Raw genomic sequence first — 13,243 nt, forward strand, 5'->3', positions numbered from 1 at the left:
CCCATGACATCTGCCAACAATGCTGCAATCGTAGAAATTTCCCAAACGGCGAACAAATTCCGTTCTTCGATCGTTCTTCAATACGACAATAAGTATATTGATGTAAAGAGCATCCTCGGTCTATTCACAACTCTGACGTCCGCAGGACAATATAACCTGCATGTACACGGTCCGGATGCCGACGAGGCGAAAGCGTCGATGGCGCAAGTGTTTGAAAAGCATGGCCTGGCCGTTAACGTCGTCAGCGAGTAATACTCAGCGTCAGAATACGACGCCCCCGCTTGCGAAGCGGCGGGCGTTTTGCTATGTTCCGGATGCGTCTCGTCCTGCCAGAGGTTCGTATCTTGTAACTTGTCTTCATTTGGTCTAATATTAGAGTAGGTTCATGGATATAAGCGTGAGGGGGAGTTCGATGTCATCATCCGATCTGTTATTGACCTTGAATCATAAAGCGATACAGCTTCTTCAGGAAGACGCAGACAAGATCGAGAAGCTTATCGAGGTCCAGATGGAGAACCTCACCACTCGGCAATGTCCGTTGTATGAGGAAGTGCTCGATACACAGATGTACGGGCTGTCTAGGGAAGTCGATTTTGCTGTTCGGGCCGGCTTGATTACGGAGCAGGCAGGCAAGCAAATTCTTAGTAAGCTGGAACGCAATCTGGCTCAATTGTATGAGGCTTTGGGCAGATAAAACAACCTCCTTCGCTGCGAAGGAGGTTGTTTTTTTTGCTCATAGAAAGAAAAGACCGCCGCTGGCGGTCCATTACTTATTAAACGAGGAAAAACGCGATGCCGAGAATCAAGTAGACAACCAGAAGCAGAACCCCTTCGTACCAGTTCGATTGTCCGTCTTGGGAGATTGATTTGGCGATCAGTACGGCGACAGTGATGGCGGCAAGCTCGTAGAAGGTGAATACGAGATCCATCGGGTTGCCCATCATCCAGCTGGCGATGACAAGCACCGGCGCAACGAATAAGGCGATTTGCAGCGAAGAGCCGACGGCGATTTCGACGGCAGCGCCCATCTTGTTTTTCAATGCCAGGAATACGGCGGCGCTATGTTCGGCGGCATTGCCGATAATGGCAATAAGGAAGGCGCCGATGAACAGCTCCGACAATCCGAACTGGGCGGAAAATTCATGGACCGTGCCGACGAGCCACTCGCTGACGAGCGCCGTCATCACCGTTGCCAGCAAGAGCAAGAAAACGGATAGCTTGGCGGACCAGGCGGGATGCTCTTCTTCGGCATGCCCGGCTACGACTTGGTCGGCCAGCTCCGTCTTGTGGGTAACCATGGAGAACAGCAGCCACAGCAAGTAAGCGATGATCAATAAAGCCGCCACAAAAATACTCAGCATGTTCGTTTCCTTGATCGTAAAGCTGCGGGAGAATACCGCGGGTATAACCAGTGCGATAATCGCAAGAAACATAAGCGACGCATTGTGGGAAGCCAGTTTTACATTGAAGGTTTGTTCCTTGAACTTCAGTCCCCCCGCCAGCACGCTCAGCCCGAGTACAAGCAGCAGGTTGCCGATAATGGATCCGGTTAAACTCGCCTTCACCATATCGAACAGACCGTCACGGACAAGGAAGATGGCGATAATAAGCTCGGCCGCATTCCCGAATGTGGCGTTCAAGAAGCCGCCCAGCCGTTCGCCCGCGTAATGGGCGACGCTCTCCGTTGCTTTGCCGAGAAAGCCTGCGACAAAAATAATGGCGGCACAGGAAACAACGAACTGCAGCGTCGAATCTGCATGCAAATAGTGCAGCGCTCCGCTGGCGATGAAGCTCGCTATTAAGCCGAGATAGAACAGTTTAGCTCTCATCGTAAACCCTCCGAGTATGGTTTGTGAGTCTGTCGGATGACTGGTACAGATTACCTATTAGACTATACAAATTTTCCAGCTCAATGTAAACTATTTCTTCCTTGAAAGGAGTCGAGGGACAAGCGGTTGCGAACGGATGCCGATTTTGTTTACAATAAGGCTATATCTTGATGGTGGGGGGATCCATATGTCCGAGCAAGTGCAAACCGGGCTCATTCGAATTTCCGATGACGTCGTGTCGACGATCGCCGGACTTGCAGCATTAGAAACGCCGGGAGTTGCGGCGATGTCGGGAGGCATTTCCGAAGGTCTCGCCAAGCGATTGAGCGGGAAAAATGCGCAAAGAGGCGTCTCTGTCGAAGTCGGACAGCTGGAAGCGGCCATCGATCTGCGGATTATTATTCAGTATGGCAGTAAAATTCAGGACGTATGTAGAGACCTGCAGGAAAATGTGCGGGATGCGGTGGAAAATATGACGGGACTGCGCGTTGTCGAAGTGAACGTGAAAGTGGAAGGCGTCGCATTCAAGGAAGAAAAGGAAGAACCGGACGAAGCCCTGCGTGTCAAGTAAAAGGAACGGAACACTTCGGCATACATGCCAAAAAACCTAGCGGACACCCTTACAGGTGCATGCTAGGTTTTTTCGTTGTGGAGCGGGCTTGCGGCCGTTCGTCCTTCTCGGCAGGCAAGCTCTGTTCGCGGGATATGCCGAGCAGAATGCCGAGACTGAGCAGCGTCGCCAGAATCGAGGAGCCGCCGTAGGAAATCAGCGGAAGCGTTACGCCGGTCATCGGAATGCTGGAGGTAACGCCGCCGATATTAATCAGCGTTTGAATGGCGATCATACCCATCAGGCCGAGCCCCGTCAGCGCGCCGAATGTATTCGGGCACCGCAGCGCAACGATAATGCCGCGCCAAATGAACAGCAAGTAAATGATCAGGAAGAAGGTCGTGCCGATAAAGCCGAATTCCTCGCCGATAATAGCGAAAATAAAGTCGTTGTATGCCTGGGGCAAATACTGAAGCTTCTGAATGCCTTGTCCGAATCCTGCGCCGGTAATGCCGCCGTGCCCGAACGCATAAAGGGACTGGACGATCTGATAGCACTGATCCTGTTGGCAATCCTCGGACCAAGGGTTCATGAACGAAGTGATGCGCGCCAGCTGGTACTGTTCGAATCCGTTCTTTAAGAGGTAAGATCCGAGACCAAGCGCAAGCATACTCACTCCAGCTAGGCCGATTAAGAATAGATGCTTGAGATTCGCTCCGCCCACAACGACGACCAGAAACGCCCCGGCGAGCAGAATCATGCAGGATCCGAAATCGGGCTGCAGCATAATTAGAACAACGATGATGGTGATGATAATGAGTGCAGGAAGAAGCCCGGTCTTGAAATTGCGGAACTTTTCCTCTTTCTTGGAAATCAAATTGGCCAAGTAGAGCACAATGCCGATCTTGGCGAATTCGGTCGGCTGCAGGTTGAGCGGCCCGATGTTGATCCAGCTCTTCGCGTTATTTTGCTCATCGCCCACGAGAAGCACAAGCACGAGCATCACAACGGTGCTGAGGAACAACGGGACGACGAGCTTCTGCAGCTTCGTATAATGGATGTTCATCGCTGCGATTAAACCGATAGAACCGATAATGACGGCGATGCCTTGCGTCTTCAAATAATGGTGCGGCGTATCGACTTTAATGTAGTAGCTCGCACTGAACACCATGGCAAGGCCGAAGCAGACCAGCACGAAGGTCAGGAAGAGCAGCAAAAAATCGGGTGTTCCGCGCCGCGGGGGATTCATATCGAACCCCTGCCGTTATTCGGCCAGCTGCTGCTGCAGCTGAGCAAGCTTTTGCTTCGCCGTGTTCATAATCGCATCCGGGATCGGGCTCTCGTAGTCCAGTCCATGCGGGAACGTCGCGCGGCCGATGTAGGCGTCTTCGACACGAAGAATGGCGTATGGCGATTCCAGCTTGCCGGATTCTGTGCGAGTATTTACGCGAAGAAAATATTCTTCCTTGTTTGCTTTATCTTCAATCTTAAAATCGTAAGTCGCACGAGTATATTCCCACTGCCAGCGCACGAAGCCGAGCTTATGCGTTACTTCCTCCAAGTGGGCGAAATCGGTTTTGGTGCCTTTCAGGCCGTTCGTCTCGATAATCAATGGTTACGCCTCGCTTTTTTGCCTAATTTTAAATTCTCCATCCATGATAGTATGTTTCCGTGTTCTCTGCAAGTTGGTCGAAGCCTTTATTTTCGACCATTTGGTGGCGCATTGCGGGATGAAACGGCGCATCGTTTCTGATAAGATGGTAAGAAAGACGCTGTCCCAAGCGGCAGGAGGTTACGGTATGGAGCAATTGCGAAAACAACTGGACGAGCTGTACCCGGATATCGTAAGCTGGCGGCGGCATTTGCACCGCAATCCGGAGCTCTCGTTCCATGAAGAGAAGACGGCCGAATTCGTCGCGGACAAGCTGGAGCAGTGGGGCATTGAGGTGCGCCGTCAAGTCGGCGGACACGGACTCGTCGGCACGCTGCGCGGCGGGATGCCCGGACGGACGGTAGCGCTGCGGGCGGATATGGACGCGCTGCCGATTCAAGACGAGAAGACGTGCGAGTATAAATCGCAGGTGCCCGGGGTAATGCACGCCTGCGGTCATGACGCGCATACCGCTACGCTGCTTGGCGTGGCCAAGGCGCTCAGCGATGCGCGGGAGCGGCTGCCGGGAACCTATGTGTTCCTGTTCCAGCACGCGGAGGAGATGAACCCGGGCGGAGCGAAATCGATGATCGAAGCCGGAGCGCTGGAGGGAATCGACGCATGCTACGGCGTCCATCTGTGGACCCCGTTTCCGTCCGGTCACGTGTACTGCCGGCCGGGTCCGATGATGGCTGCACCGGATGAGTTTACGCTCGAAATTATCGGCAAAGGCGGACACGGCGGGCTGCCGCACCAAACGGTTGACAGCATCGTGGTCGGGGCCGAGCTGGTTAGCAGCCTGCAGACGGTCGTCGCCCGCAGCATCGACCCGACCGAGCCTTGCGTCGTCAGCGTCGGGTCCTTCCATGCGGGGTCAAGCTTCAATGTTATTGCGGAAACGTGTACGATGAAGGGGACCGTGCGTTCCTTCGACCCGACTGTGCGGCTCGAGGCGAAGCGGCGCATTGAGCTTCTGCTCGAGCATACGTGCGCCAAATACGGCGCAACATACAAGATCGATTACAGGCTTGGCTATCCGCCGGTCGTCAACGATCCGGACGAAGTGGAACGCTGCTTCCGGGTCGCCGCCGCGGCGTTCGGAGCGGATGCCGTTCATGAATCTCCTCTGATTATGGCCGGTGAAGATTTCAGTTATTTCATTGAAAAGGTTCCCGGCTGCTTTATGTTTGTCGGTGCAGGAAGCGAGGAGCACGGCATCCGGCACCCCCATCACCATCCGCGTTTCGATATTGATGAACGGGCGATGCGGACGGCGGCGGGCTTGCTGCTCGAACTGGCCGTAGACGCGGCCGGACAAGCCCCAGTGGCTTCGATTTCCTAAGGACGGCTTGCATCCCTGTCCAGGGTCCGGGGGACGCTAGTAAGGAACGGATATGCGCCCGTTACCACCGGCGGCATTCCGCAACTTGCGAAGGAGGGGTCCCTGCGTGAAAACAGTCAAGGACATTATGACCAAGGATTGCGCGACAGTCACGACGAAGGACAATGTGTATGAAATTGCGGTCAAGATGAAGCAATTCGATACCGGCTTTATTCCAGTTGTCGAAAATAACAAGCTGATCGGTGTCGTTACCGACCGTGACATCGTCATCCGCGGCTTGGCTGAGAAGCGCGAAGGCTCGGCTAAAGTCGAATTGGTAATGACGACTGACATTCAGTGCATCGAGCCGTCCACGTCGATGGAAGAAGCGGCGAAGCTGATGGCTCAGCATCAAGTTCGCCGTTTGCCTGTCTGCGATAACGGGAATTTCGTCGGCGTTGTGTCGATCGGCGACCTGGCTGTCAACAATAATTCCGATGAAGCAGCCGGCCGGGCGCTGAGCTCGATTTCGGTCAATCAAAATCCGAGCGGCTTGGGCTGAGTTCACCCGATGCAAACGTAAAAAACCGCCGTGGTCCCAGGAAGGGATCGCGGGCGGTTTTTCTTATTTTTGCCGGCCGAAGGCGGCTTCGTAGTCGCGCCACAGCCCCTTGTTCGCTTTGCGGGCAGACTCTTGATCTTGCTTGAAGCGGTCTACATATTTAACATTAGGAGGGAAGGTGGATAACCGGGCATAGCCTTCCTTCAGCAAAGTGCTGTTGAACAGCTCGTCGCCGACCCATACATAGGCGAGCCATCGGTCGTACCGGTCCTTCTTCTCAACATCCCACTCGAGTTGTACGGTTTTTCCTTGCAGCCTTTTCTTCGTAAAGTCGGATGCTTCCTCGCCATAGAACATGACGGGGGTATTCGGCTTTTTCGTTTCCGGCGTGTCGACGCCTATCAGACGAATTTTTTCTTTCTTGCCCTTGAGTGTAACCTCCAGCGTATCCCCGTCCACGATCCGTTCTACGGTCGCTTCATCGCGGCCGGCTTGAGATGCTGCAGGTTTCCCGCAAGCTGCCGCAAGCCCCCCGAACAGAACGATCGATGTCACAATCAGTAGCAGGCGGGAAAACATCCTCTCGGTCATGGTCGCGCCACTCCTTAGATTCCATATGTTTTCCAACGTAGCATGAGTTTTATGTTTAAATCAAGAACTTTCCCTTCATACTAACTAGAAAAGTCAAGAGGGGGCGGGAACGATGCGTAACAGCGCGGACCGGCCGCTCGTCGTCCAGAAGGATTTGACGGTGCTGCTCGAAACGCATCATCCGGAAGCGGAGGAGCTGCGCGCCAACCTATCGCGTTTTGCCGAGCTGGTCAAAAGTCCCGAGCATGTTCAAACGTACCGGATGACGCCGCTTACGCTTTGGCAGGCTGCAGCAGCAGGTATGTCCGGGGAAGACCTGATTTCGTGGCTGGAGCCCTACAGCAAATTTCCGCTGCCTGCCGGTGCCGCTGCAGATATTCGCAAATATGTCGGACGGTACGGGCTTCTGAGGCTGGAGCGGGTCGGCGAGGAGCTGCTGCTCGTTAGTGAAGATACGGTTGTGCTCGGCGAGCTGATGAATTATGCGTTCATGCAAAAATATATCGTGGAGAGCCGCGGGGAACGGGCGGTTCAAGTGCTGCGGGAGGCGCGCGGCGAGCTGAAGCAGGAGCTGGCCAAATTAGGTTATCCGGTGAGCGACATGGCCGGCTACCACCGCGGCGAGGCACTGGCGATCCGTTTAAAGGGAACGACGGCCGGCGGAGCGGACTTCCGACTTCGCGATTACCAGGAGGAAGCGGTCGACGCATTCTACCGCGGCGGTTCGACGATGGGCGGCAGCGGCGTGGTTGTGCTTCCTTGCGGAGCGGGCAAAACGGTCATCGGCATTGCCGCAATGGCAAAACTGGGCTGCGCAACACTGGTGCTCACCTCCAATGTGACGTCGGTCCGGCAGTGGAAACGCGAAATTTTGGACAAGACGGAGCTGACGGAGGAGCAAGTTGGCGAATATACGGGCGAAACGAAAGAAGTGAAGCCTGTGACGATCGCGACGTATCAGATTATTACCCACCGCAAAGCCAAGGATGAGCCGTTCGTCCATCTTGCGCTGTTCAACCGGAGAGACTGGGGACTGATCGTCTATGACGAGGTGCATCTGCTTCCGGCACCGGTGTTTCGGGCGACGGCGGACATTCAGGCGACTCGTCGGCTCGGCTTGACGGCTACCCTGATCCGCGAAGACGGGCGGGAAAGCGACGTCTTCTCGCTGATCGGACCGAAGCGCTATGAGCTGCCTTGGAGGAAGCTGGAGCGAAGCGGCTGGATTGCGACGGTGGAATGTACGGAGATTCAAGTGCCTCTCTCCGAGGAGCGCCGGGCCGCTTATGCCGGCGCCGAAGCAAGACGGCAGTTCCGGCTCGCCGGGGAAAATGCCGCCAAGCTGGACATTACCCGGACCTTGCTGCAGAAGCATGCCGGTGAACCGACGCTCATTATCGGGCAATATTTGGAGCAGCTGAAGCTGCTGTCGAAGCTGACCGGGGCGCCGATGATCAGCGGCGAAACCGGGCATGAGGAAAGGGAGCGGCTGTATGCCGCGTTTAAAGCGGGCCGGGAGCGGGTGCTGATCGTATCCAAGGTGGCGAATTTCGCCGTCGATTTGCCGGACGCCAGCGTAGCGATCCAAGTGTCCGGCAGCTTCGGCTCGCGCCAGGAGGAAGCGCAGCGTCTCGGACGCATCCTGCGGCCGAAGCCGGGAGCGAACAAAGCCTACTTCTATACGATTGTGAGCAAAGATACGAAGGAGCAGGAATTTACGATGAAGCGGCAGCTGTTCTTGGTCGAGCAGGGATACTCGTACAGCATTGTCACGGTCGGCGGCATGGCATCCGCAGAACGAGGCGGTTTGCATCGCGTCCCGTCAAGTCTGCCGGAGGAGCTGGTGTTGACATGATGGTAAGCGACGCGCTGCGCAAGCTGGCGCCCGCCGCGCGGCTGCAGCTGGAAGCGAATGCGCTGCTGCGGCGGCTGTCCGAGGCCCCCGAACTGAAGGAGCTTGCCGAAGGGCATGAAGGTGACAACCGGTATGAACCGTTGTATTCGACGACTTTGGGAGCCGGATTGCTGTCGGCCGAGCTGTCCGACGCGGAGCGTACGACGCTGCGGATCATCGTGAGCAGGTTTGCAAACGAGCCTTTCGACGAAGCGGCACTTGCGAAGCGAGCGGAAGACGAGGCCCCCGGGGCGGAGCTGCGGCTCGGGCTCGCGGGCTTGCGCGCACTCGGTATTGTCGTTACGGTTCGCAAAGCTTGGGGCGAACGTCTGCATGCGCTGCCCTACGACGCGCTGGGGGCCTGGCAGGCCGTTCTATTTGGAGAGCCGGAGTTATCCTGTGGGGACAACAAAGATACCGAGCTGACGGCTTCGGCGCCGGGGGCGCTGGACGACGATCTGTTTGCCCTGTTAGCGTTTGCAGCCAAGCAGGAGCTTATCTTGACGCAGAAAGGGACGATTGCGAAACGGCAGCTGCAGGCTCTTCACAGCGTCTTGAAGCTGCCTGAAGACGCTGCGCTAAGGCAGCTGCAGCTAGCTTACGGCACCGGCAGCTCGAATGGGTACGAACCCGGCCTCGCTATCGTTCTGGATGCGGCGCTGCGGTTTGGGCTGCTTGCCGCCGAGGACGGGGCGCTCCGCGTGCAGGAAGCGCCGCTGCGCGCCTGGCTCAGCCTGCCGCGCGGACGCCGCGGCGACATGCTGCAGGCCGCCTGGTTCCAGCGGCAGTGGCCGCGCGAGCCGCTGCTCCAGCGCGCGGCGGCGGCGCTGCTCCACGCGCCCCGCGGCGCGTGGCTGGCGCTGCCGCGGCTTGCCGCTTGGCTAGGCGGCATCGCACGCGGCGGCGTCTCCGCCGAGCCGCTGCTGCTGGCGCAGCTCGCGGAGACGCAGTGGCTGCAGCCGCTCGCTGCGCTCGGCTGGCTGGAGCTCGCCCGGCATACGCACACGGGCGAGACGCTGCTGCGCATCCCGGACAAGCCGGAGGATGCGCAGCAGGAACCGTCGGGCCGCATCTACGTACAGCCCGACTTCGAGCTCATCGTGCCGTCCGACACGGCGGCGGCCGTTCGCTGGGAGCTGGAACGCTTTGCCGACCGCTTCAGCTCCGACCAAGTGCATATGTACCGCATAACGAAGAGCAGCGTACAGTTTGCTTGTGAACAAGGAATGACAGCGGCCGAGATAGAACGCTTCCTCGCGGAGCATAGCAGGTTTGGCCTGCCGGACAACGTAGGGCTGGCGATACGCCAGTGGGCCGGAGAATATGGACGGATCTCCTTCGCCCGGGCGTCGCTGCTGCGCTGCGCGGACGCGCAGCTGGCGGACGAGCTGGCGCGCAATCCGAGGCTGGCCCCATATTTGCTCGAGCGTCTCGGGGATACGGTGTTCGTCGTACGAGGCGAGCGGTTACGCGATCTGCAAGCAGCGCTGGACAAAGCAGGCTACGCGCCGCGCAAAGCTGTAATGGAGCTAGGCATGGCGGAAGAGGACAAGCATGCCGGAAACGGCGACAACACCGGATTCGCCGGAGCCGCAGCCAACGGTTTCGCTCCTGATCGATCGGCGGGTGAACCCAATAGCGAAGAGCGAGCTGCCTTCCGCTTTCTGGCTGCAGCCGGCGACGCCGGGCGGGGCTTGCTGGACGCGACGGACCCGCTCTTGTACTACGACCTCGAGCCCGAGCTTCCGCCCCGTCCGGAGCGGAGGGCGCGGGAGGCGGAGCTGCGCGATGTGCCGGCCGTCTGGTGGAAAGATTACCGCACCTACCACGCTTCGACGCGCAAAGAAATGATCCGCAAAGCAATCGAAGCCGAGGCGCTGCTGAAGCTTCGGCTCGGCGGACAAGACCGAACCATAGCTCCGAAACGGCTGCTTGAAGAGCGGGACAGCTGGTGCATCGTCGGCATCGACCGCAGCAGCGGCAGTGAAATCCGTTTTGGCGGCGACGAGTGGCAGGAAATGAAATTCGTGGTTCCCGGCATGAATGACCGGTAAACGAAACAAAAGAGAAGAAACGTGCGGCAACTTGTGATATGATAGAGAGGATACACTGCAAGAGGACAAGCGAGAAAAGGATGGTATCGATCATATGAGCATTATGGAAGCGCAAACGCTCGACATGGCCGCCATTCTCATGCAAGCTTATGATGTAGGAGACCTCATCAATCGCTCGCAAGAAGCGGCGGATTATGCATACTGGAAACAAGCGATGGAGCAAGACCCGGAAGCGCAGCGGTTTATTCGCGAGCTCGCCAAAACCAAGGAGCTGTTCGAAGAGACGCAGCGGTTCGGGCATTATCATCCGAATTATCATGAGGCGCTGGAGAAGGTGCGTCAGGCGGAACTGCGTCTGCAGCAAATCGAGACGGTCGCCCGCTTTACCGAGGCGGAGGAAAGGCTCGACAACCTGCTGTTCTCGGTATCCGAGACCATTGCAAGGTCCGTATCCGAATCGATCAAGGTGCCGAGCAACAAGCTGGAGCCGGAAGGCCACAGCTGTGCGTCGGGAGGCAGCTGCTCCGGAAACTGCGGATAAGGAGACGGAAGGATACAGTTACATGCAAAATGAAAGCCGCCGCGGACTTCCCCGCAGCGGCTTCATGTGCAGCATCGATCTTAGACAAGCCGGAAATCCGGAACGATCGCCCCGACCTCGGTGCCCTGCCAGTTGCGCTGCAGCGGGCGGTGATAAGACGACAGCGCCGAGAGCTGGTCGGCGTCCAGCAGTCCGAGCTGTCGAAGCGCTTCAGCGGCTGCGGGATAGAGCGCGCGCTTGGCGCCGTCTTCGATCTTGACGGCGATTCCCAGCCCGCGTTCGGGCACGGACATGGCGAATACGCCTTCGGCCCCCATCTTGCCCAGCACGCGGCCTTGCGAGACTCTCATCAGCCGGGTGTCGAACCGGTCATCGCCGGCGACGTATTCCGGGTGCGCGGCCATCGCCGTGGTCACCCGGCTGCAGGCGGCGCGGCGCTGCGGCGCGAGCGACTCCGGACAGCCGAGCCGGGCGTATGCGGCGGCGAGCGCTGACAGGGGCAGTCCAAATACCGGTACGCCGCAGCCGTCGACGCCGATCGCGATGGAGGATTCAGGAACGCCGCTCATTCCCGATACCGCTTCCAGCATACGCTGTTGGGCCGGATGCTCGAGTGACAAATAGTCTTCCGTCGGTGCTCCCAATCGTACAGCCAGCGCAAGCATCCCCGCATGCTTGCCGGAGCAGTTGTTATGGAGGCTCGTCGGCGCCTCGCCGCGCTCCCGCATCGCCGAGGCCGTCGGCCGATGAAACGGCAAGTGGGCTCCGCAGCGCAGGTTCAGCTCGGAGAGTCCGATTTTGCCGAGAATGGCTGCCGCCGTCGATGTGTGAAGCTCTTCGCCGTTATGGGAAGCGCACAGCAGGGCGATTTCCTCGCCGGTTAATCCGAAGGCATCGGCAGCACCCGATTCGATGACGGGCAGTGCTTGCAGCGGCTTTGCCGCCGATCTGGCGAACGTGACGAAATGAGGGTCGCCTGCTTGATGCAGCACGGTTCCGGCCGTGTCGACGACGGCGATATGACCGTGATGGAAGCATTCGGTTAAAGGTCCGCGAGTGACGCGAACAAGCGGCACTGAGGGCTGAGACATAAGATCAACTCCAAATCATAGATAAATGCGGAAAGAAGGAAATGCGAATGTTCACGGAACGAACCGGGCTGATCATTTGGGTTAACGATGTGAAAGCGGCACGTAATCTGGACAAGTACGGTAGCCTTCATTACATATCCAAAAAGATGCATTATGCCGTTTTGTACGTACCTGCCTCCAGAGCGGAGGAAATTACCCGCAACCTGCTGCGCCTGCCGTACGTAAAAAGTATAGAGCGCTCGTACCGCAACGAAATTAAAACGGAATACAATAGTAATATGCCGGACAAAACTAGATTTTACACGCTGTAAACTTCGGTTGGCAAATTCCAGCTGTATGTTTTATCATTCCGATTTCGATTCCGATATATACGACGGCGATTTCCGCGTTTACAGCACGCAGCTATCAGATTGAACAATGACGGGAACGAGGCTCCGATCGGGGTCTCGTCCTTTTTTTTTCAACATTCCGACATGTTTGGCAACGATTTGAAATACCGTATAGTAGAGTGTATTGTTAAAGTTTTATTATTTTTTAATTGGCATCTTTTTCGACATCTAGTAAAATAAAAAGTACAACTAACGTGTATATAGGCATCCTGGCCTAATTTATCCGAAGTCGAAAGGAGTTGACGATGATGAGAGACAAGGCTACCGAGCGTTGGAGCACATACGAACCGTTTCATATTCTTCTCGGCGACAAGCGGGTAGCGGATATCGTAATTACAAATCATGCGCGTATGCGTTGGTCTGAGCGGATCGAGTCCGAAAAAACGGGCTTTGAAGATATTTGCGCTTTTCTTTGGGAGAAATTGAAAAATAACTGTATCGAGCCGTATTACCGGAACGAACAGGACGTCTATTTGATCGATGACGATCTCGTGATGGTTGCGGAGTTTGGCGATCTGGACGGTGAAATCGACCTCGTCGGGAACCCGCTTCACAAGATGATTGTGGTCACGTTCCTCGGACGCATGTCGGAGAACGTAGAGCTCCGCGATTTGAAAACGTATTATTCCTGGCTTCGCCATTCGCGGCGGATGACGCTGATGAAAAACAGCCGTAAAAGAAAATAGCGGGTTTCGGAGTATGCGGGACGGTGATATGCTCCCCTTACGGTGGACAGGTGAAATAATAAAAACCTGTTTACAGTGAGGGGA

The 13,243-nt window shown here is 56.7% G+C and carries 15 protein-coding genes; 10 read left to right on the plus strand and 5 right to left on the minus strand.

Annotated features, from left to right (window positions below; translation table 11 throughout):
- Positions 1-3 precede the first annotated feature (3 nt).
- Positions 4-252, plus strand: a complete 249-nt coding sequence (locus tag ACFFK0_RS12130; protein WP_377470460.1) for an HPr family phosphocarrier protein — start codon at positions 4-6, stop codon at positions 250-252.
- Positions 253-412: 160 nt separating this feature from the next.
- A complete protein-coding gene (locus ACFFK0_RS12135) occupies positions 413-694 on the plus strand; it encodes an Fpa/YlaN family protein (protein ID WP_377470462.1) in 282 nt (93 codons plus the stop codon).
- Between the two features lie 79 nt (positions 695-773).
- On the opposite strand, the gene cax is transcribed toward ACFFK0_RS12135, so the two are convergent.
- Positions 774-1,829, minus strand: coding sequence for a calcium/proton exchanger (gene cax / locus ACFFK0_RS12140; RefSeq protein WP_377470464.1), 1,056 nt, complete (start codon positions 1,827-1,829; stop codon positions 774-776).
- Between the two features lie 187 nt (positions 1,830-2,016).
- On the opposite strand from cax, the gene ACFFK0_RS12145 reads away from it, so the two are divergent.
- On the plus strand, positions 2,017-2,400 hold the full coding sequence (locus ACFFK0_RS12145; protein ID WP_377470465.1) for an Asp23/Gls24 family envelope stress response protein: 384 nt from the start codon (positions 2,017-2,019) through the stop codon (positions 2,398-2,400).
- A gap of 49 nt (positions 2,401-2,449) precedes the next feature.
- Here ACFFK0_RS12145 and ftsW read toward each other — a convergent pair whose 3' ends face one another.
- Together ftsW and ACFFK0_RS12155 are read right to left on the minus strand one after the other, a co-directional pair.
- On the minus strand, positions 2,450-3,628 hold the full coding sequence (gene ftsW / locus ACFFK0_RS12150) for a putative lipid II flippase FtsW (RefSeq protein WP_377470466.1): 1,179 nt from the start codon (positions 3,626-3,628) through the stop codon (positions 2,450-2,452).
- Positions 3,629-3,643: 15 nt separating this feature from the next.
- Entirely contained in the window at positions 3,644-3,991 is a 348-nt protein-coding gene (locus ACFFK0_RS12155; protein ID WP_377470467.1) for a YugN family protein, read from the minus strand.
- A 187-nt stretch (positions 3,992-4,178) separates the two neighbouring features.
- Here ACFFK0_RS12155 and ACFFK0_RS12160 point away from each other — a divergent pair, with 187 nt between their 5' ends.
- Together ACFFK0_RS12160 and ACFFK0_RS12165 are read left to right on the plus strand one after the other, a co-directional pair.
- Entirely contained in the window at positions 4,179-5,372 is a 1,194-nt protein-coding gene (locus tag ACFFK0_RS12160; protein ID WP_377470468.1) for a M20 family metallopeptidase, read from the plus strand.
- Positions 5,373-5,478: 106 nt separating this feature from the next.
- On the plus strand, positions 5,479-5,913 hold the full coding sequence (locus ACFFK0_RS12165; protein WP_377470469.1) for a CBS domain-containing protein: 435 nt from the start codon (positions 5,479-5,481) through the stop codon (positions 5,911-5,913).
- A 63-nt stretch (positions 5,914-5,976) separates the two neighbouring features.
- Here ACFFK0_RS12165 and ACFFK0_RS12170 read toward each other — a convergent pair whose 3' ends face one another.
- Positions 5,977-6,504 carry a thermonuclease family protein gene (locus ACFFK0_RS12170; protein ID WP_377470470.1) on the minus strand — a complete coding sequence of 176 codons (528 nt, stop codon included), beginning with the start codon at positions 6,502-6,504 and terminating at the stop codon, positions 5,977-5,979.
- Between the two features lie 112 nt (positions 6,505-6,616).
- Between ACFFK0_RS12170 and ACFFK0_RS12175 the strand changes: the two genes are divergently transcribed.
- The 3 genes from ACFFK0_RS12175 (at position 6,617) to ACFFK0_RS12185 (ending at position 10,993) form a co-directional block, all read left to right on the plus strand.
- The gene (locus ACFFK0_RS12175) at positions 6,617-8,359 is read left to right on the plus strand and encodes a DNA repair helicase XPB (RefSeq protein WP_377470472.1); all 1,743 of its coding nucleotides are present in this window, start codon (positions 6,617-6,619) and stop codon (positions 8,357-8,359) included.
- A complete protein-coding gene (locus ACFFK0_RS12180; RefSeq protein WP_377470473.1) occupies positions 8,356-10,452 on the plus strand; it encodes a helicase-associated domain-containing protein in 2,097 nt (698 codons plus the stop codon). The genes ACFFK0_RS12175 and ACFFK0_RS12180 overlap by 4 nt, the downstream gene beginning before the upstream one ends.
- A 94-nt stretch (positions 10,453-10,546) precedes the next feature.
- A complete protein-coding gene (locus tag ACFFK0_RS12185) occupies positions 10,547-10,993 on the plus strand; it encodes a YlbF/YmcA family competence regulator (protein WP_377470474.1) in 447 nt (148 codons plus the stop codon).
- A gap of 80 nt (positions 10,994-11,073) precedes the next feature.
- On the opposite strand, the gene ACFFK0_RS12190 is transcribed toward ACFFK0_RS12185, so the two are convergent.
- A complete protein-coding gene (locus tag ACFFK0_RS12190; RefSeq protein WP_377470476.1) occupies positions 11,074-12,084 on the minus strand; it encodes an asparaginase in 1,011 nt (336 codons plus the stop codon).
- A 47-nt stretch (positions 12,085-12,131) separates the two neighbouring features.
- On the opposite strand from ACFFK0_RS12190, the gene ACFFK0_RS12195 reads away from it, so the two are divergent.
- A complete protein-coding gene (locus tag ACFFK0_RS12195; protein ID WP_377470477.1) occupies positions 12,132-12,395 on the plus strand; it encodes a YlbG family protein in 264 nt (87 codons plus the stop codon).
- A 326-nt stretch (positions 12,396-12,721) separates the two neighbouring features.
- Positions 12,722-13,159, plus strand: a complete 438-nt coding sequence (locus tag ACFFK0_RS12200) for a hypothetical protein (RefSeq protein WP_377470486.1) — start codon at positions 12,722-12,724, stop codon at positions 13,157-13,159.
- Positions 13,160-13,243: the final 84 nt, after the last annotated feature.

It is taken from the genome of Paenibacillus chartarius (assembly GCF_042432825.1).
GTDB classification, from domain to species: Bacteria; Bacillota; Bacilli; order Paenibacillales; family NBRC-103111; genus Gordoniibacillus; species Gordoniibacillus chartarius.